The sequence below is a fragment of the Streptomyces telluris genome (assembly GCF_024519335.1).
GTDB classification, from domain to species: Bacteria; Actinomycetota; Actinomycetes; order Streptomycetales; family Streptomycetaceae; genus Streptomyces; species Streptomyces telluris.
Genome location: NZ_JANIID010000019.1, coordinates 84684 through 102990 on the forward strand (window position 1 = coordinate 84684; position 18307 = coordinate 102990).

At 71.4% G+C, this 18307-nt stretch carries 18 protein-coding genes; 17 read left to right on the plus strand and 1 reads right to left on the minus strand.

The window, feature by feature from the left end:
* Positions 1-5 precede the first annotated feature (5 nt).
* The 4 genes from NQU55_RS20835 to nusB all read left to right on the plus strand — a co-directional run bounded on the left by NQU55_RS20835 (position 6) and on the right by nusB (position 3101).
* Positions 6-830, plus strand: a complete 825-nt coding sequence (locus NQU55_RS20835) for an AAA family ATPase (protein ID WP_168092227.1) — start codon at positions 6-8, stop codon at positions 828-830.
* 110 nt (positions 831-940) lie between these two features.
* The gene (locus NQU55_RS20840) at positions 941-2047 is read left to right on the plus strand and encodes a M24 family metallopeptidase (RefSeq protein ID WP_168092228.1); all 1107 of its coding nucleotides are present in this window, start codon (positions 941-943) and stop codon (positions 2045-2047) included.
* Between the two features lie 50 nt (positions 2048-2097).
* Positions 2098-2664, plus strand: coding sequence for an elongation factor P (gene efp, locus NQU55_RS20845; protein WP_168092229.1), 567 nt, complete (start codon positions 2098-2100; stop codon positions 2662-2664).
* 2 nt (positions 2665-2666) lie between these two features.
* Positions 2667-3101 carry a transcription antitermination factor NusB gene (gene nusB / locus NQU55_RS20850; protein WP_168092230.1) on the plus strand — a complete coding sequence of 145 codons (435 nt, stop codon included), beginning with the start codon at positions 2667-2669 and terminating at the stop codon, positions 3099-3101.
* A 123-nt stretch (positions 3102-3224) separates the two neighbouring features.
* Here the strand turns inward: nusB and bldD are convergent, their stop codons facing one another.
* Positions 3225-3725 carry a transcriptional regulator BldD gene (bldD, locus tag NQU55_RS20855; RefSeq protein WP_004948690.1) on the minus strand — a complete coding sequence of 167 codons (501 nt, stop codon included), beginning with the start codon at positions 3723-3725 and terminating at the stop codon, positions 3225-3227.
* Positions 3726-3959: 234 nt separating this feature from the next.
* On the opposite strand from bldD, the gene pyrR reads away from it, so the two are divergent.
* The 13 genes from pyrR to metK all read left to right on the plus strand — a co-directional run bounded on the left by pyrR (position 3960) and on the right by metK (position 18261).
* Complete coding sequence (gene pyrR / locus NQU55_RS20860; RefSeq protein ID WP_168092231.1) at positions 3960-4550, plus strand: bifunctional pyr operon transcriptional regulator/uracil phosphoribosyltransferase PyrR; 591 nt, start codon at positions 3960-3962, stop codon at positions 4548-4550.
* Positions 4551-4651: 101 nt separating this feature from the next.
* Positions 4652-5638, plus strand: coding sequence for an aspartate carbamoyltransferase catalytic subunit (locus NQU55_RS20865; RefSeq protein WP_168092232.1), 987 nt, complete (start codon positions 4652-4654; stop codon positions 5636-5638).
* On the plus strand, positions 5638-6951 hold the full coding sequence (locus NQU55_RS20870; RefSeq protein ID WP_168092233.1) for a dihydroorotase: 1314 nt from the start codon (positions 5638-5640) through the stop codon (positions 6949-6951). The genes NQU55_RS20865 and NQU55_RS20870 overlap by 1 nt, the downstream gene beginning before the upstream one ends.
* Positions 6948-7520 carry a PH-like domain-containing protein gene (locus NQU55_RS20875; protein WP_168092234.1) on the plus strand — a complete coding sequence of 191 codons (573 nt, stop codon included), beginning with the start codon at positions 6948-6950 and terminating at the stop codon, positions 7518-7520. Before NQU55_RS20870 ends, NQU55_RS20875 begins: the two co-directional genes overlap by 4 nt.
* Positions 7517-8659, plus strand: a complete 1143-nt coding sequence (carA, locus tag NQU55_RS20880) for a glutamine-hydrolyzing carbamoyl-phosphate synthase small subunit (RefSeq protein ID WP_168092235.1) — start codon at positions 7517-7519, stop codon at positions 8657-8659. Before NQU55_RS20875 ends, carA begins: the two co-directional genes overlap by 4 nt.
* A complete protein-coding gene (gene carB, locus NQU55_RS20885) occupies positions 8652-11963 on the plus strand; it encodes a carbamoyl-phosphate synthase large subunit (protein ID WP_168092236.1) in 3312 nt (1103 codons plus the stop codon). The genes carA and carB overlap by 8 nt, the downstream gene beginning before the upstream one ends.
* An 82-nt stretch (positions 11964-12045) precedes the next feature.
* Entirely contained in the window at positions 12046-13179 is a 1134-nt protein-coding gene (locus NQU55_RS20890) for a quinone-dependent dihydroorotate dehydrogenase (RefSeq protein ID WP_168092239.1), read from the plus strand.
* Complete coding sequence (pyrF, locus tag NQU55_RS20895; RefSeq protein WP_168092237.1) at positions 13176-14042, plus strand: orotidine-5'-phosphate decarboxylase; 867 nt, start codon at positions 13176-13178, stop codon at positions 14040-14042. Before NQU55_RS20890 ends, pyrF begins: the two co-directional genes overlap by 4 nt.
* A gap of 254 nt (positions 14043-14296) precedes the next feature.
* Positions 14297-14620: an integration host factor gene (locus NQU55_RS20900; RefSeq protein WP_030365336.1), complete on the plus strand. Its 324-nt coding sequence runs from the start codon at positions 14297-14299 to the stop codon at positions 14618-14620.
* A 38-nt stretch (positions 14621-14658) separates the two neighbouring features.
* The gene (gene gmk, locus NQU55_RS20905) at positions 14659-15249 is read left to right on the plus strand and encodes a guanylate kinase (protein WP_168092238.1); all 591 of its coding nucleotides are present in this window, start codon (positions 14659-14661) and stop codon (positions 15247-15249) included.
* Between the two features lie 34 nt (positions 15250-15283).
* Positions 15284-15556 carry a DNA-directed RNA polymerase subunit omega gene (rpoZ, locus tag NQU55_RS20910; RefSeq protein WP_004948662.1) on the plus strand — a complete coding sequence of 91 codons (273 nt, stop codon included), beginning with the start codon at positions 15284-15286 and terminating at the stop codon, positions 15554-15556.
* Between the two features lie 111 nt (positions 15557-15667).
* Positions 15668-16876 (plus strand): bifunctional phosphopantothenoylcysteine decarboxylase/phosphopantothenate--cysteine ligase CoaBC, encoded by a 1209-nt coding sequence (gene coaBC, locus NQU55_RS20915; protein ID WP_168097016.1) that lies wholly within the window; start codon positions 15668-15670, stop codon positions 16874-16876.
* A 176-nt stretch (positions 16877-17052) separates the two neighbouring features.
* Positions 17053-18261, plus strand: a complete 1209-nt coding sequence (gene metK, locus NQU55_RS20920; RefSeq protein ID WP_256790943.1) for a methionine adenosyltransferase — start codon at positions 17053-17055, stop codon at positions 18259-18261.
* Positions 18262-18307: the final 46 nt, after the last annotated feature.

Genomic DNA, 18307 nt, shown 5'->3' on the forward strand with positions numbered 1-18307 from the left:
ACCGGATGCAGCACGCAGTGGGAGCGCCGCTGCCACCGCCCCCTGGGCAGGGGCCGGGCAGCCGGCCCGGCGGCCACCCGCCGATGGGGTCCCACCCCGTACCGCCCGTCCCGCCGGTCCCCGCCGCCCCGCCCGCCGCGGTCCCGGCCCCCGGCTGGCCCGCCTCGCCGCCCCCGCAGGCGCCGCCCCAGCCGCCGCCCGCCGACGCCACGGGCCACCTCATGCTTCCGCAGGGCGCCCCCGTGCCCGCCGCACAGCCCGTCGATCCCGCCCACGCCGCCGTCGCCGTGCTCCTCATCGGCCCGGCCGGCGCCGGGAAGACCACCGTGGCCCGGCACTGGGCGGACACCCGTCGCGTGCCCACCGCCCACGTCAGCCTCGACGACGTCCGCGAGTGGGTGCGCTCCGGCTTCGCCGACCCGCAGTCCGGCTGGAACGACCACTCCGAGGCGCAGTACCGCCTCGCTCGCCGCACCTGCGGCTTCGCCGCGCGCAACTTCCTCGCCAACGGCATCTCCTGCATCCTCGACGACGCCGTCTTCCCCGACCGGCCCGCCGTCGGCCTGGGCGGCTGGAAGCGCCACGTGGGCCCGGGCCTGCTGCCCGTCGTCCTGCTCCCGGGCCTGGAGGTCGTCCTGGAGCGCAACGCCGAGCGCACGGGCAACCGCCGCCTCGGCGACGAGGAGGTCGCCCGCATCCACGGCCGGATGGCCGGCTGGTACGGCTCGGGCCTGCCCATCATCGACAACTCCCAGCAGGACGTCACCACCACCGCCCGCCTCCTGGACGAGGTCGTCGCCCGCTCGCTGGCCGGCCCGCCCGGCTGCTGACGGGCCCGGCGCCCGGCGCCCGGCGCCCGGCCCGAGCGGACGCGGGCCCCGCTGCCCGGTCGGACGCGCTGGGACGGCCGCCCGCGGAGCCCGGCCGTACGCTCGGAGACATGTCCGAGGTGTACGCGGCACGCCGCGCCCGGCTGCGCGAGCGCTGTCACGCGGCCGGGAGCGAGGCCGCCCTGGTCTCCGGGAACGCCAACGTCCGCTATCTGGCCGGCGCCGCCCCGGCCGGGGCGGCGCTGCTCGTGTGCCCCGGCCAGGACGTCCTCCTGTGTCCCGGCGACCCCTGCGGCACCCCTGCCGTCGCCCGGCCCGCGGAGGATCTGCGCGTCGTCGTGCTGGACGGGGCCGACGGCGACCCGGCCGTCGCCGGCGCCGAGCGGGCCGCGGTCGCCGGGGCCGGCTCGCTGGCCGTGGAGGAGCACCACCTGACGGTCTCCCGCCACCGCGCCCTGCAGTCCGTCGCGCCCCGGCTGCGCCTGACGGACCTGGGCCCCGCCGTGGAGCAGCAGCGGCTGGTCAAGGACGACGAGGAGATCTCCTCCCTGCGCATCGCCGCGGAGATCGCCGACCAGGCCCTGGGGGAGCTGCTGGAGTCGATCCTGGTCGGGCGCACCGAGCGGCACCTCGCGCTGGAGCTGGAGCGGCGGCTGGTCGACCACGGCGCCACGGGCCCGGCGTTCCCCACCTCCGTCGGCACCGGGCCGAACTCGGGTCTGGCCGGGCACCTGCCGAGCGACCGCCGCGTGGAGGAGGGCGACTTCCTGAGCGTGTGCGTCGGCGCGGACTACCGCGGCTACCGCAGCGAGATCGGGCGGACCTTCGTGATCGGCACCAGCCCGGCGGACTGGCAGATCGAGCTCTACGACCAGGTGTTCGCCGCCCAGCGGGCGGGCCGGGAGGCGCTCGCGCCGGGCACGCCCTGCCGGGACGTGGACCGCGCCGCGCGGGTGGTGCTGGAGGCCGCGGGGCACGGTGATCGTGTCGGACCGCGGATCGGACACGGCGTGGGACTCGAAAACGACGAGGACCCTCGGCTGACACCTTCGGCAATGGGTAAACTGGACGCTTGCGTGCCGGTCACCGTAGATCCCGGGGTACACCTCCCGGGCCGCGGCGGCGTCCGGATCGATGACACGCTCGTCGTCCGCCCCGAGGCGGACGGCGGACCCGAGCTACTCACCATTACGACCAAAGAGCTGCTCGCGCTCTAGCCGGGCGCACCGCACTTTCTGGTTCCACCAGTCCAGGAGATACCGCAACCGTGGCATCCACGAACGACCTCAAGAACGGCATGGTGCTCAAGCTCGAAGGCGGCCAGCTCTGGTCCGTCGTCGAGTTCCAGCACGTCAAGCCCGGCAAGGGCCCCGCCTTCGTCCGTACGAAGCTGAAGAACGTGCTCTCCGGCAAGGTCGTCGACAAGACCTTCAACGCCGGCGTGAAGGTCGAGACGGCCACCGTCGACCGCCGCGACATGCAGTTCTCGTACATGGACGGCGAGTACTTCGTCTTCATGGACATGAAGGACTACGACCAGCTGATGATCGACCGGAAGGCCGTCGGCGACGCCGCGAACTTCCTGATCGAGGGCTTCGAGGCCACCGTCGCCACGCACGAGGGCGAGGTGCTCTACGTCGAGCTGCCGGCCGCCGTCGAGCTGGTCATCGAGCACACCGACCCGGGCGTCCAGGGCGACCGCTCCACCGGTGGCACCAAGCCCGCCAAGCTGGAGACGGGCTACGAGATCCAGGTCCCGCTCTTCGTCACCACCGGCGAGAAGATCAAGGTCGACACGCGCACCGGCGATTACCTCGGCCGGGTGAACAGCTAACCGTGGCTGCCCGCAGCAAGGCCCGTAAGCGCGCCTTCCAGATCCTCTTCGAGGCCGACCAGCGCGGCATCACCGTGCAGAACGTCCTCGCGGACTGGATCCGGCACTCGCGGTCCGACGACCGCCAGCCGCCGGTCACCGAGTACACGATGCAGCTGGTCGAGGGGTACGCCGAGCACGTCGCCCGGATCGACGAGCTGATCGCGACCTACGCGGTCGACTGGGACCTGGACCGCATGCCGGTCGCGGACCGGAACATCGTGCGGCTCGGTGCCTACGAGCTGATCTGGGAGGACGGCACCCCGGACGCGGTGGCGATCGACGAGGCGGTGCAGCTCGCCAAGGAGTTCTCCACCGACGACTCGCCGGCCTTCGTCAACGGTCTGCTCGCCCGCTTCAAGGAGCTCAAGCCGGGTCTCCGGCGCGACGAGAAGTAAGCGGTCCGGCTCCTCCTGCGAGCCGGGCCCGCCGCCCAAAGACGAACCGCCTGGGGCGGGAAACCAAAGGTTTCCCGCCCCAGGCGGTTTTGTCGTGGTCGGTTGCCAGGACCGGACCGGCCGTCAGGCGTCCTCGTGCTGGACCGCGCGGCGCGCATCCGCATCGAGCACGCCCCAGCTGATCAGCTGCTCGGTGAGCACCGAGGGCGACTGGTCGTAGATGACGGCCAGGGTCCGCAGGTCGTCCTGGCGGATCGAGAGGACCTTGCCGTTGTAGTCGCCGCGCTGGCTCTGGATGGTCGCCGCGTAACGCTGGAGCGGGCCGGCCTTCTCGGCCGGCACGTGGGCCAGGCGCTCAAGGTCCAGGACCAGCTTCGGCGGCGGCTCGGCAGCGCCGCCCGGCGTGGTGCCGGGCAGCAGTTCCTGCACGGGAACCCCGTAGAAGTCGGCCAGCTCGGCCAGGCGCTGCACGGTCACGGCACGGTCGCCGCGCTCGTACGAACCCACTACGACGGCCTTCCAGCGGCCCTGGGACTTCTCCTCCACGCCGTGAAGGGAGAGGCCCTGCTGGGTGCGGATGGCGCGGAGCTTGGCCCCGAGCTGTTTGGCGTATTCGCTGGACATAAAGCTCCCCGGACGCTATATCGACGTGCGACGGCGTCTTCTGCGACTGCCGCGTGTCTGGTAACTCACTGTGAGGTTACGCAGCGTAATCTGACTTCGTCAAGCCGAATGGTCCACACCGTCCTCCAGTAGGGGTGACGGGGAGCATCCGATGACGGGCCTGGTACGGTGAGGGAGTAATTCCGACGTCCTTTAATGTCCGTCCCGTGAGGCGGAGAAGGAGGTCCGTTTCGTATGGACGCCATTCCCGAGGCGAGCCCGCTGGGCTCCGCCCTCCGTCCCGTGCTCGAAGCACCGGACATCGCCCGGGTCCTGACCCGTATCGCCCACGAGATCGTCGAGCGCGCCAAGGGCGCCGATGACGTGGTGCTCCTCGGCATTCCGACGCGCGGCGTCTTCCTCGCCCGCCGGCTGGCCGCCAAGCTCGAAGAGATCACCGGCAGCGCGACCCGCGTCGGCTCCCTCGACATCACCATGTACCGCGACGACCTGCGGCTGCGCCCGGCGCGCGCCCTCGCGCGCACCGAGATCCCCGGCGAGGGCATCGACGGGCGCCTGGTCGTCCTCGTGGACGACGTGCTCTTCTCCGGCCGTACGATCCGCGCCGCGCTGGACGCCCTGAACGACATCGGGCGCCCGCGCGCCGTCCAGCTCGCGGTCCTCGTCGACCGCGGCCACCGCGAACTTCCCATCCGTGCCGACTACGTCGGCAAGAACCTCCCGACGTCGCTGCGGGAGACGGTCAAGGTCCAGCTCACCGAGGAGGACGGGCGCGACAGCGTCCTGCTCGGCGTGCGCGCGGCCACCCCTGCCGACGCGCAGTAGCGAGTCCCCCTCCCGGACCCCGGCCGCTGCGAGGCCGTGACCGCCTGGTCCTCGCACGCCCGTCCGCGTACCCGCACACCTCCTACACACGGAGCACCCGGATGAAGCGCCACCTCATCTCGGCCGCCGACCTCACCCGCGACGACGCCGTCCTGATCCTCGACACCGCCGAGGAGATGGCCCGGGTCGCCGACCGGCCGATCAAGAAACTGCCCACCCTGCGCGGCCGCACCGTCGTCAACCTCTTCTTCGAGGACTCGACGCGCACCCGCATCTCCTTCGAGGCCGCCGCCAAGCGCCTCTCCGCCGACGTCATCAACTTCTCCGCCAAGGGCTCCTCGGTCTCCAAGGGCGAGTCCCTCAAGGACACCGCCCTGACCCTGGAGGCGATGGGCGCCGACGCCGTCGTCATCCGCCACCACGCCTCCGGCGCCCCCTACCGGCTGGCGAACTCGGGCTGGATCGACGGTGCCGTCGTCAACGCCGGCGACGGCACCCACGAGCACCCCACCCAGGCCCTGCTGGACGCCTTCACCGTGCGCCGCCGCCTGGTCGGCCGGGACGCGGGGATCGGGCAGGACCTCTCCGGGCGCCGGATCACGATCGTCGGCGACGTGCTGCACAGCCGCGTCGCCCGCTCCAACGTCCACCTGCTGACCACCCTCGGCGCCGAGGTCACCCTGGTCGCGCCGCCCACGCTGGTGCCGGTCGGCGTCGAGAGCTGGCCCTGCGAGGTCTCCTACGACCTCGACGCCGTGCTGCCGAAGTCCGACGCCGTGATGATGCTGCGCGTCCAGCGCGAGCGGATGAACGCCGCCTTCTTCCCGACCGAGCGCGAGTACGCCCGCCGCTACGGCCTGGACGGCGACCGCATGGCGAAGATGCCCGAGCACGCCGTCGTGATGCACCCCGGCCCGATGAACCGCGGCATGGAGATCACCGCCGAGGTCGCCGACTCCGACCGCTGCACGGCCGTCGAGCAGGTCGCCAACGGCGTCAGCACCCGGATGGCGGTCCTCTACCTGCTGCTCGGCGGCTCCGAGCCGGCCGTCACCACCACCAACGCCCGCACCGAGGAGAACAAGTAATGACCAAGATCCTGATCCGCGGTGCGAAGGTCCTCGGCGGCGAGCCCCAGGACGTCCTGATCGAGGGCGAGACCATCGCCGCAGTATCCGATGCCGCCCTGCCGGGCGGTGGCGGCACGGGTCTGAGCGCCGAGGGCGCCCAGGTCATCGAGGCCGACGGCAAGATCCTGCTGCCCGGCCTGGTCGACCTCCACACCCACCTGCGCGAGCCCGGCCGCGAGGACTCCGAGACGGTCCTGACCGGCACCCGGGCCGCCGCGAGCGGCGGCTACACGGCCGTCTTCGCCATGGCCAACACTTTCCCCGTCGCCGACACCGCCGGCGTCGTCGAGCAGGTCTGGCGCCTGGGTAAGGAGTCCGGCTACTGCGACGTGCAGCCCATCGGCGCCGTCACCGTCGGCCTGGAGGGCAAGCAGCTCTCCGAGCTGGGCGCCATGCACGACTCCGCCGCCGGCGTCACCGTCTTCTCCGACGACGGCAAGTGCGTCGACGACGCCGTGATCATGCGCCGTGCCCTGGAGTACGTGAAGGCATTCGGCGGCGTCATCGCCCAGCACGCGCAGGAGCCCCGCCTCACCGAGGGCGCCCAGATGAACGAGGGCGTCGTCTCCGCGGAGCTCGGCCTGGGCGGCTGGCCGGCCGTCGCCGAGGAGTCGGTCATCGCCCGTGACGTCCTCCTCGCCGAGCACGTCGGCTCCCGGGTGCACATCTGCCACCTGTCCACGGCCGGCTCGGTCGAGATCGTCCGCTGGGCCAAGTCGCGCGGCATCGACGTCACCGCCGAGGTCACCCCGCACCACCTGCTCCTCACCGACGAGCTGGTGCGCTCGTACAACCCGGTCTACAAGGTCAACCCGCCGCTGCGCACCGAGCGCGACGTGATGGCGCTGCGCGAGGCCCTGGCCGACGGCACGATCGACATCGTCGCCACCGACCACGCTCCGCACCCGCACGAGGACAAGGACTGCGAGTGGGCCGCGGCCGCCATGGGCATGGTGGGCCTGGAGACCGCGCTGTCCGTCGTCCAGCACACGATGGTCGAGACCGGGCTGCTGGACTGGGCCGGCGTCGCCGAGCGCATGTCCTTCAAGCCCGCCGCCATCGGCAGCCTCGCCGGACACGGCCGCCCCATCGCCGCCGGTGAGCCCGCCAACCTCACCCTGGTCGATTCCGCTTACCGTGGTGTCGTGGACCCCGCGGGCTTCGCCTCCCGCAGCCGCAACACCCCTTACGAGGGCCGCGAGCTGCCGGGTCGCGTCACCCACACCTTCCTGCGGGGCCGGGCAACGGTCGTGGACGGGAATCTGGCGTGACACCTTTGATCAATCTGGCGGCGGACGAGCAGAAGTCGCAGGCGGTCACCGACTGGGCCGCACGCATCGGCTGGGTCGTGGGACTGCTGCTCTTCATCGCGCTCGTCTACTGGCTGATGCGCGAGGGCTGGAAGTGGCGCGGCGCGCTCCAGGGCGACCTGCCCGAGCTGCCCGCCGTCCCCGCCGACGCGGGTGAGCCCACGCTCACCATGGAGGGCCGCTACCACGGCTCCACCACGGCCGGCCAGTGGCTCGACCGCATCGTCGCGCACGGCCTCGGCACCCGCAGCCGGGCCGTGCTCACCCTGACGGAGCAGGGCGTCACCGCGGTGCGCCCCGGCGCCCAGGACTTCTTCATCCCCGCGGACCGGGTGCGCGGCGCCCGGCTCGACAAGGGCATCGCCGGCAAGGTCCTCACCGAGGGCGGCCTGCTGGTGATCACCTGGGTGCACGGGGACCGGGAGATCGACTCCGGTTTCCGCTCCGACCAGGCGGCCGAGCACGCCGCATGGGTCGAGGCCCTCACCCACCTGCACCACCTGAACAGCGACACGGAAGGCGCACGATGACGACCTCCACCAGGGGGACTGCCAAGATCCCCGCCGTACTCGTCCTGGAGGACGGCCGGATCTTCCGCGGCCGGGCCTACGGGGCCGTGGGGGAGACCTTCGGCGAGGCCGTGTTCTCCACCGGCATGACCGGCTACCAGGAGACCCTGACCGACCCCTCGTACCACCGCCAGGTGGTCGTGATGACCGCCCCGCACGTCGGCAACACCGGCGTCAACGACGAGGACCCCGAGTCGGCGCGCATCTGGGTCGCCGGCTACGTGGTGCGCGACCCCGCCCGCATCCCGTCCAACTGGCGCTCGCGCCGCTCCCTGGACGAGGAGCTGGCCGAGCAGGGCGTCGTCGGCATCTGCGGCATCGACACCCGCGCCCTCACCCGCCACCTGCGCGAGCGCGGCGCCATGCGCGTCGGCATCTTCTCCGGGAACTCCCTGCCCGACGAGGGCACGATGCTCGCAGAGGTGCGCCAGGCCCCCGAGATGAAGGGCGCCGACCTCTCCGCCGAGGTCGCCACCAAGGAGACCTACATGGTCCCCGCGATCGGTGAGAAGAAGTTCACCGTCGCCGCGGTCGACCTGGGCATCAAGGGCATGACCCCGCACCGGATGGCCGAGCGCGGCATCGAGGTGCACGTGCTGCCGGCCACGGCCACCGCCGAGGACGTCTACGCGGTCAACCCCGACGGCGTGTTCTTCTCCAACGGCCCGGGCGACCCGTCCACCGCCGACCACCCCGTGGCCGTCATGCGCGAGGTCCTCTCCCGTAAGACGCCGCTGTTCGGCATCTGCTTCGGCAACCAGATCCTCGGCCGCGCGCTCGGCTTCGGCACGTACAAGCTGAAGTACGGCCACCGCGGCATCAACCAGCCCGTGCAGGACCGCACGACCGGCAAGGTCGAGGTCACCGCGCACAACCACGGCTTCGCCGTCGACGCCCCGCTCGACCGGGCGACCGACACGCCGTACGGCCGGGTGGAGGTCTCCCACGTGTGTCTGAACGACAACGTGGTGGAAGGCCTCCAGCTGCTCGACCAGCCGGCATTCAGCGTCCAGTACCACCCCGAGGCAGCCGCAGGACCGCACGACGCCGCGTACCTGTTCGACCGCTTCGTCTCCCTGATGGAGGGCCAGCGTGCCTAAGCGCACCGACATCCAGTCCGTTCTGGTCATCGGCTCCGGCCCGATCGTCATCGGCCAGGCCGCGGAGTTCGACTACTCCGGCACCCAGGCCTGCCGCGTGCTGAAGTCCGAGGGCCTGCGGGTCATCCTCGTCAACTCCAACCCGGCCACGATCATGACCGACCCGGAGATCGCCGACGCCACCTACGTCGAGCCGATCACCCCGGAGTTCGTCGAGAAGATCATCGCCAAGGAGCGCCCCGACGCCCTCCTGCCCACCCTCGGCGGCCAGACCGCGCTCAACACCGCGATCTCCATGCACGAGAACGGCGTGCTGCAGAAGTACGGCGTGGAGCTGATCGGCGCCAACGTCGAGGCCATCCACAAGGGCGAGGACCGCGACCTGTTCAAGGGCGTCGTCGAGGCCGTCCACGCCAAGATCGGCCACGGCGAGTCCGCCCGCTCGGTCATCTGCCACACCATGGACGAGGTCATCGCGGGCGTCGAGACGCTCGGCGGCTACCCCGTCGTCGTCCGCCCCTCCTTCACCATGGGCGGCGCCGGCTCCGGCTTCGCGCACAACGAGGACGAGCTGCGCCGCATCGCCGGCCAGGGCCTCACGCTCTCCCCGACCACCGAGGTGCTCCTGGAGGAGTCCATCCTCGGCTGGAAGGAGTACGAGCTGGAGCTGATGCGCGACAAGAGCGACAACGTCGTGGTCGTCTGCTCCATCGAGAACTTCGACCCGATGGGCGTGCACACCGGCGACTCCATCACGGTCGCCCCGGCGATGACGCTGACCGACCGCGAGTACCAGATCCTGCGGGACGTCGGCATCGCGATCATCCGCGAGGTCGGCGTCGACACCGGCGGCTGCAACATCCAGTTCGCCGTCAACCCCGACGACGGCCGGGTCATCGTCATCGAGATGAACCCGCGCGTCTCGCGCTCCTCCGCGCTCGCCTCCAAGGCCACCGGCTTCCCGATCGCCAAGATCGCAGCGCGGCTCGCCGTCGGCTACACGCTGGACGAGATCCCCAACGACATCACCGAGAAGACCCCGGCGTCCTTCGAGCCCACGCTCGACTACGTCGTGGTCAAGGCGCCCCGCTTCGCGTTCGAGAAGTTCCCGGCCGCCGACGCCACCCTCACCACCACCATGAAGTCGGTGGGCGAGGCCATGGCCATCGGCCGTAACTTCACCGAGGCGCTGCAGAAGGCCCTGCGCTCGCTGGAGAAGAAGGGCTCGCAGTTCGACTTCGTCTCCGCGCCCGGCGACAAGACGGAGCTGCTGGCCAAGGCCGTCGTCCCCACGGACGGCCGCATCAACACGGTCATGGCGGCCATCCGCGCCGGGGCCACCCCCGAGGAGGTCTTCGACGCCACGAAGATCGACCCGTGGTTCGTCGACCAGCTCTTCCTGATCAAGGAGATCGCGGACGAGCTGGCCGCCGCCGAGAAGCTGGAGCCCGAGCTGCTGGCCGAGGCCAAGCGGCACGGCTTCTCCGACGCCCAGATCGGCGCGATCCGCGGCCTGCGCGAGGACGTCGTCCGCGAGGTCCGCCACGCCCTCGGCGTCCGCCCGGTCTACAAGACGGTCGACACCTGCGCCGCCGAGTTCGCGGCGAAGACCCCGTACTTCTACTCCTCCTACGACGAGGAGTCCGAGGTCGCGCCCCGCGAGAAGCCCGCGGTGATCATCCTGGGCTCGGGCCCGAACCGCATCGGCCAGGGCATCGAGTTCGACTACTCCTGCGTACACGCCTCCTTCGCGCTCAGCGACGCCGGCTACGAGACCGTGATGGTCAACTGCAACCCCGAGACCGTCTCCACCGACTACGACACCTCCGACCGGCTCTACTTCGAGCCGCTCACCCTGGAGGACGTCCTGGAGATCGTCCACGCCGAGCAGGAGGCCGGCCCGGTCGCGGGCGTCGTCGTCCAGCTCGGCGGCCAGACCCCGCTGGGCCTGGCGCAGGCGCTCAAGGACAACGGAGTGCCGATCGTCGGCACCTCGCCCGAGGCCATCGACCTCGCCGAGGAGCGCGGCGCCTTCGGCCGCGTGCTGACCGAGGCCGGCCTGCCCGCCCCCAAGTACGGCACCGCCTTCTCCTTCGACGAGGCCAAGGGCATCGCCGCCGAGATCGGCTACCCGGTCATGGTCCGCCCGTCCTACGTGCTCGGCGGCCGCGGCATGGAGATCGTCTACGACGAGCCCTCCCTCGGCGAGTACCTGGAGCGCCACGCGGGCCTGATCTCCGAGCACCCGGTCCTCATCGACCGCTTCCTCGACGACGCCATCGAGATCGACGTCGACGCGCTCTACGACGGCCACGAGCTCTACCTCGGCGGCGTCATGGAGCACATCGAGGAGGCCGGCATCCACTCCGGCGACTCCGCCTGCGCCCTGCCCCCGATCACCCTCGGCGGCCACGACATCAAGCGGCTGCGGGCCTCCACCGAGGCCATCGCCAAGGGCGTCGGCGTGCGCGGACTGATCAACATTCAGTTCGCCATGGCCGGGGACATCCTCTACGTCCTGGAGGCCAACCCGCGCGCCTCCCGCACGGTCCCCTTCACCTCGAAGGCGACCGCCGTGCCGCTGGCCAAGGCCGCCGCCCGGATCTCGCTGGGCGCGACCGTCGCCCAGCTGCGCGCCGAGGGCATGCTGCCCAAGGAGGGCGACGGCGGCACGCTGCCGCTGGACGCGCCGATCTCCGTCAAGGAGGCCGTGATGCCGTGGTCGCGCTTCCGCGACGCCTCCGGCCGCGGCGTGGACACCGTCCTGGGCCCGGAGATGCGCTCGACCGGCGAGGTCATGGGCATCGACAGCGTCTTCGGCACCGCCTACGCCAAGTCGCAGGCCGGGGCCTACGGCGCGCTGCCCACCAAGGGACGCGCGTTCGTGTCGGTCGCCAACCGCGACAAGCGCTCGATGATCTTCCCGGCCCGCGAGCTGGTCGCCCACGGCTTCGAGCTGCTGGCCACCTCCGGCACCGCCGAGGTCCTCAAGCGCAACGGCATCAACGCCACGCCCGTGCGCAAGCAGAGCGAGGGCGAGGGCCCGAACGGCGAGAAGACGATCGTCCAGCTCATCCACGACGGTGAGGTCGATCTGATCGTCAACACCCCGTACGGCACCGGCGGCCGCCTCGACGGCTACGAGATCCGCACCGCCGCGGTCGCCCGCGCGGTCCCGTGCCTGACCACGGTCCAGGCCCTCGCGGCCGCCGTCCAGGGCATCGAGGCGCTCACCCGCGGCGACGTGGGCGTGCGCTCCCTGCAGGAGCACGCGGAGCACCTGACCGCCGCCCGCGAGGCGTAAGGATCCCGGGCCGAGGGGGACACCGGAAGGTGTCCCCCTCGGCATGCGACCAGTCCGCCCCTCCCGCCCCGGAAGGCCCGCCATGTACCGCCTCTTCTTCGACCTGATCTTCAAGCGGATGGACCCCGAGAAGGCCCACCACCTCGCCTTCGCCTGGATCCGCGCCGCGGCCCGCGTGCCGGTCCTGCGCACCTTCGTCGCGGCCGTCCTCGCCCCCCGCCACAAGGAGCTGCGCACCGAGGCGCTGGGCCTGCGCATGCACGGCCCCTTCGGGCTCGCCGCCGGCTTCGACAAGAACGCCTCCGCCATCGACGGCATGAGCATGCTCGGCTTCGACCACATCGAGGTCGGCACCGTCACCGCCCAGCCGCAGCCGGGCAACCCCAAGAAGCGCCTCTTCCGCCTCGTGGCGGACCGCGCGCTCGTCAACCGCATGGGCTTCAACAACGACGGCTCCGCGGCCGTGGCGGAGCGCCTGGCGGCCCGCAAGGCCGCCCTCGGCGAAAAGCACAGGCGGACGACCGTGGGCGTCAACATCGGCAAGACGAAGATCGTGCCGGAGGCCGAGGCCGTCGCCGACTACGTCACCTCCACCGAGCGCCTGGCCGTCCACGCCGACTACCTCGTCGTCAACGTCTCCTCGCCCAACACGCCCGGGCTGCGCAACCTGCAGGCCACCGAGGCGCTGCGGCCGCTGCTGACCGCCGTCCGCGAGGCCGCCGACCGCACGGTCACCTCGCGCCGCGTCCCGCTGCTGGTGAAGATCGCCCCCGACCTGGCCGACGAGGACGTCGACGCCGTCGCCGACCTGGCCGTCGAGCTGGGCCTGGACGGCATCATCGCCACCAACACCACGATCGCCCGCGACGGCCTGGGCCTGCGGACGCCGAAGCGCACCGTCGAGGCCATCGGGGCCGGCGGCCTGTCCGGCGCCCCCCTCAAGGCCCGCTCGCTGGAGGTCCTGAGCCGCCTGTACGCCCGTGTGGGCGACCGGATCACCCTGGTGGGCGTCGGGGGCGTCGAGACCGCCGAGGACGCCTGGGAGCGCATCCTGGCGGGCGCCACGCTCGTCCAGGGCTACAGCGCCTTCATCTACGAGGGCCCGTTCTGGTGCCGCAGGATCCACCAGGGCCTGGCCGAGAAGCTCGCCGCCAGCCCGTACGCCACCCTCGCCGAAGCGGTCGGCGCCGAGACCCGGAAGAAGGCAGCCGCATGACCCTCGAACCCTTCGGCGTGCGCCTGCGCCGCGCCATGGACCAGCGCGGTCCCCTCTGCGTCGGCATCGACCCGCACGCCTCGCTGCTGGCCGACTGGGGCCTGAGCGACGACATCGACGGCCTGGAGCGCTTCACCCGCACCGTCGTGGAGGCGCTGGCCGACCGCGTCGCCGTGCTCAAGCCGCAGTCCGCCTTCTTCGAGCGCTTCGGCTCCCGCGGCATCGCCGTCCTGGAGCAGGCCGTCGCCGACTCCCGCGAGGCCGGCGCGCTGGTCCTGATGGACGCCAAGCGCGGCGACATCGGCTCCACCATGGCCGCGTACGCCGCGACCTACCTCGACCCCGCCTCGCCGCTCTTCTCCGACGCCGTGACGGTCAGCCCCTACCTCGGCTACGGCTCGCTGCGCCCCGCGCTGGACCTGGCGCGCGAGAGCGGCACCGGCGTGTTCGTCCTGGCCCTCACCTCGAACCCGGAGGGCGCCGAGGTGCAGCACGCCGTGCGCGCGGACGGGGCGAGCGTGGCCGCGACCATGCTGGACCACCTGCGGGCGGAGAACGCGGACGCCGCGCCCATGGGCTCCTTCGGCGCGGTCGTCGGCGCCACCCTGGGCGGTTCGCTCGGCGCGGCGCGCGCGGAGCTGGACATCAACGGCCCGCTGCTGGCCCCCGGCATCGGCGCCCAGGGGGCGACCGCGGCCGACCTGCCCGAGGTCTTCGGCGCGGCCGTGCACGACGTGGTGCCGAACGTCAGCCGCGGCGTGCTCCGGCACGGACCGGACACGGCGGCGCTGCGGTCGAGCGCCGAGCGCTTCGCGGACGAGGTCCGGGAGGCCGTGAGCGCCGTGGATCCGGCGGCCGGGTAGCCGCCGGAGGTCCGCCTCGCGGCGAGCCTGCCACAGAAGCGTCAAAATTGTTGGTCCATATGTCCGGAAAAGTCCTGGTCGAGCGAGTCTGACCAGGACTTTTCGCTTGTTCTCGCTGACTGGAGCGGAATCGGCCGCTAGTCTCCGACGAGAGCGAACGTGCAAGCGCGTTGCTCGTTGCTCCGCAGGTGTGGGCCGACTAGGTTCCTCACCGGTCCGTTATCCGACAGTTCGATATCCGAGGTGACGTAGGCGTGGCTCTTCCGCCCCTTACCCCTGAACAGCGCGCTGCCGCGCTCGAAAAGGCCGCCGCGGCTCGCCGGGAGCGCGCCGAGGTCAAGAATCGGCTCAAGCACTCCGGTGCCTCGCTGCACGATGTCATCGCGCAGGGCCAGACGAACGAAGTGATCGGCAAGATGAAGGTCAGCGCACTCCTGGAGAGCCTGCCGGGCGTGGGCAAGGTCCGCGCCAAGCAGATCATGGAGCGGCTCGGGATCTCCGAGAGCCGTCGTGTGCGCGGGCTCGGCTCGAACCAGATCGCATCGCTGGAGCGTGAGTTCGGCGGCAAGGCCGCCTGACGTTCCCAGGCACTCCCGCGAACCGGGATAATCGCTGCATGAGTACTGCAGTCTCCCGGGGGACGTCCCCCGTATCCCCGGCCAGACAACCGCGGCTGACCGTGCTCTCCGGCCCCTCCGGGGTCGGCAAGAGCACGGTCGTCGCCCATATGCGCAAGGCGCACCCCGAGGTGTGGCTCTCGGTCTCGGCCACCACCCGCAAGCCGCGCCCCGGCGAGCAGGACGGTGTCCAGTACTTCTTCGTCGACGACGAAGAGTTCGACAAGCTCGTCGCCAACGGCGAGCTGCTGGAGTGGGCCGAGTTCGCCGGCAACCGCTACGGCACGCCCCGCCGGGCGGTCCTCGACCGCCTGGAGGCCGGCGAGCCGGTGCTGCTGGAGATCGACCTGCAGGGCGCCCGGCAGGTCCGCGAGACCATGCCGGAGGCCCGGCTGGTCTTCCTCGCGCCCCCCGGCTGGGACGAGCTGGTCCGCCGGCTCACCGGCCGGGGCACCGAGTCGCCCGAGGTGATCGAGCGCCGCCTCGCCGCGGCCAAGGTCGAACTCGCCGCGGAGTCGGAGTTCGACGTCACGCTGGTCAACACCTCCGTCGAGGACGTTGCGCGTGAACTGCTAGCCTTGCTCCGTTGACCATCTTTCTTCACCCCCCTTCGGAAGGCAGAGAGTGTCCTCTTCCATCACCGCGCCCGAGGGCATCATCAACCCGCCGATTGATGAGCTGCTCGAGGCGACCGACTCGAAGTACAGCCTGGTGATCTACGCCGCCAAGCGCGCCCGTCAGATCAACGCGTACTACTCGCAGCTCGGCGAGGGCCTGCTGGAGTACGTCGGCCCGCTGGTGGACACCCACGTCCACGAGAAGCCGCTCTCCATCGCGCTCCGCGAGATCAACGCGGGCCTGCTGACCTCCGAGGCCATCGAGGCCCCGGCGCAGTAAGCACGGCGTTCTTCGTCGTTATTCGTCACCAAGGGTCCGGCAGCGCGGCTGCCGGACCCTTGGTGTGTCATGGGACCTGTACGCAACCGATGGATGGGGAGACAGCGAGCGATGGACAAGCCCAAGGTCGTCCTGGGGGTCAGCGGCGGCATCGCCGCCTACAAGGCGTGCGAGCTGCTGCGCCGGCTCACCGAGTCCGGCCATGACGTCCGCGTGGTGCCCACGGCCTCGGCCCTGCACTTCGTCGGCGAGGCGACCTGGTCCGCCCTGTCCGGCCACCCCGCGGGCACCGAGGTGTGGGAGAGCGTCCACGAGGTGCCCCACGTGCGCATCGGCCAGGAGGCCCGCCTCGTCGTCGTCGCGCCCGCCACCGCCGACATGCTGGCCAAGGCCGCCCACGGCCTCGCCGACGACCTGCTGACCAATACGCTGCTCACCGCCCGCTGCCCGGTCGTCTTCGCGCCCGCCATGCACACCGAGATGTGGGAGAACCCGGCCACCCAGGAGAACGTGGCGACGCTGCGCCGCCGCGGCGCGATCGTCATCGAGCCGGCCGTCGGCCGTCTGACCGGCGTCGACACGGGCAAGGGCCGCCTCCCCGACCCCGAGGAGATCTTCGAGGTCTGCCGCCGGGTGCTGGCCCGCGGCGCCGGCGGCCCGGTGGCCGACCTCGCCGGCCGGCACGTGGTCATCAGCGCCGGAGGCACCCGCGAGCCGCTCGACCCCGTGCGCTTCCTCGGCAACCGCTCCTCCGGCAAGCAGGGCTACGCCCTGGCCCGCACCGCCGTCGCGCGCGGCGCCCGGGTCACGCTCGTCGCCGCCAACAGCGAGCTGGCCGACCCGGCCGGCGCCGACGTCATACGCGTGGGCACCGCCGTGCAGCTGCGGGAGGCCGTGCTGAAGGCCGCCGCGGACGCCGACGCCGTCGTCATGGCCGCCGCCGTGGCCGATTTCCGCCCCGCTCGCTACGCCGAGGGCAAAATCAAGAAGAAGGACGGAGAGGAGCCGGCGCCCGTCGAGCTCGTCCGGAACCCCGACGTCCTCGCCGAGCTCTCCGGGGACCGGCCGCGTCCCGGGCAGGTGGTCGTGGGCTTCGCAGCGGAGACCGACGACGTCCTCGCCAACGGGCGCGCCAAGCTCGCCCGCAAGGGCTGTGACCTGCTGGTTGTCAATGAGGTGGGGGAGCGGAAGACCTTCGGCTCGGAGGCGAACGAAGCCGTCGTCCTGGCCCCTGACGGCTCCGAGACGCCTGTTCCCTACGGTCCCAAGGACGACCTCGCGGACACCGTCTGGGACCTGGTCGTGCAGCGCTTCGCGTGAGCGTTTCGTGCGCCGGAGCACACGGGTGTCGCAGGTCATAGGGGCGGTGATACGAGACAGGATGCCCCAACCACGAGAACGCCGGATAAACTGAGCCAGGACCCCGCGCCGAGCGCAGCTCTCGGCCAGGGTCCGTCAATGATCAGCCAGCAGCCGCTGCAACCCCAGGGAGCGATGTGTCCCGCCGCCTGTTCACCTCGGAGTCCGTGACCGAGGGTCACCCCGACAAGATCGCTGACCAGATCAGCGACACCATTCTCGACGCCCTGCTCAAGGAGGACCCGACCTCCCGCGTGGCCGTCGAGACCCTGATCACCACCGGCCTGGTGCACGTGGCCGGCGAGGTCACGACGAAGGCCTACGCGCCGATCGCCTCGCTCGTGCGCAACAAGATCCTCGAGATCGGCTACGACTCCTCCAAGAAGGGCTTCGACGGCGCCTCCTGCGGCGTCTCGGTGTCCATCGGCGCGCAGTCGCCGGACATCGCCCAGGGTGTCGACACGGCCTACGAGAGCCGCGTCGAGGGTGACGAGGACGAGCTCGACCGCCAGGGCGCGGGCGACCAGGGCCTGATGTTCGGCTACGCGTGCGACGAGACGCCCGAGCTCATGCCGCTGCCGATCCACCTGGCCCACCGGCTCTCCCGCCGTCTGTCGGAGGTCCGCAAGAACGGGACCATCCCCTACCTGCGCCCCGACGGCAAGACCCAGGTCACCATCGAGTACGACGGCAACAAGGCCGTCCGCCTCGACACCGTGGTCGTCTCCTCCCAGCACGCGTCGGACATCGACCTGGACTCGCTCCTCGCTCCCGACATCCGCGAGTTCGTCGTCGAGCACGTCCTCAAGGAGCTCGTCGAGGACGGCATCAAGCTGGACACCGACGGCTACCGCCTCCTGGTGAACCCGACCGGTCGCTTCGAGATCGGCGGCCCGATGGGTGACGCGGGTCTGACCGGCCGGAAGATCATCATCGACACGTACGGCGGCATGGCCCGTCACGGTGGCGGTGCCTTCTCGGGCAAGGACCCGTCCAAGGTGGACCGCTCGGCCGCGTACGCGATGCGCTGGGTGGCCAAGAACGTCGTGGCGGCCGGTCTGGCGTCGCGGTGTGAGGTGCAGGTCGCGTACGCGATCGGCAAGGCCGAGCCGGTGGGTCTGTTCGTGGAGACCTTCGGTACGAACACGATCGACACGGACAAGATCGAGAACGCGATCGCCGAGGTCTTCGACCTCCGCCCGGCCGCGATCATCCGTGACCTCGACCTCCTGCGTCCGATCTACGCGCAGACCGCCGCGTACGGCCACTTCGGCCGTGAGCTGCCGGACTTCACGTGGGAGCGCACGGACCGCGTGGAGGCCCTGAAGAAGGCCGCCGGCCTCTAGGCACCACGGGGTACGCCCCGATCACTGCCGTCCTGAACGCCGGGCG

Coding starts and splice junctions, on each gene's coding strand:
- NQU55_RS20835 (WP_168092227.1), top strand. CDS start 6: ATGCAGCACGCAGTGGGAGCGCCGCTGCCACCGCCCCCTGGGCAGGGG.
- pyrR (WP_168092231.1), top strand. CDS start 3,960: ATGGACGCCATTCCCGAGGCGAGCCCGCTGGGCTCCGCCCTCCGTCCC.
- pyrF (WP_168092237.1), top strand. CDS start 13,176: ATGACCCTCGAACCCTTCGGCGTGCGCCTGCGCCGCGCCATGGACCAG.
- NQU55_RS20865 (WP_168092232.1), top strand. CDS start 4,652: ATGAAGCGCCACCTCATCTCGGCCGCCGACCTCACCCGCGACGACGCC.
- NQU55_RS20870 (WP_168092233.1), top strand. CDS start 5,638: ATGACCAAGATCCTGATCCGCGGTGCGAAGGTCCTCGGCGGCGAGCCC.
- carA (WP_168092235.1), top strand. CDS start 7,517: ATGACGACCTCCACCAGGGGGACTGCCAAGATCCCCGCCGTACTCGTC.
- gmk (WP_168092238.1), top strand. CDS start 14,659: ATGAGTACTGCAGTCTCCCGGGGGACGTCCCCCGTATCCCCGGCCAGA.
- NQU55_RS20890 (WP_168092239.1), top strand. CDS start 12,046: ATGTACCGCCTCTTCTTCGACCTGATCTTCAAGCGGATGGACCCCGAG.
- NQU55_RS20840 (WP_168092228.1), top strand. CDS start 941: ATGTCCGAGGTGTACGCGGCACGCCGCGCCCGGCTGCGCGAGCGCTGT.
- bldD (WP_004948690.1), bottom strand. CDS start 3,725: ATGTCCAGCGAATACGCCAAACAGCTCGGGGCCAAGCTCCGCGCCATC.
- coaBC (WP_168097016.1), top strand. CDS start 15,668: ATGGACAAGCCCAAGGTCGTCCTGGGGGTCAGCGGCGGCATCGCCGCC.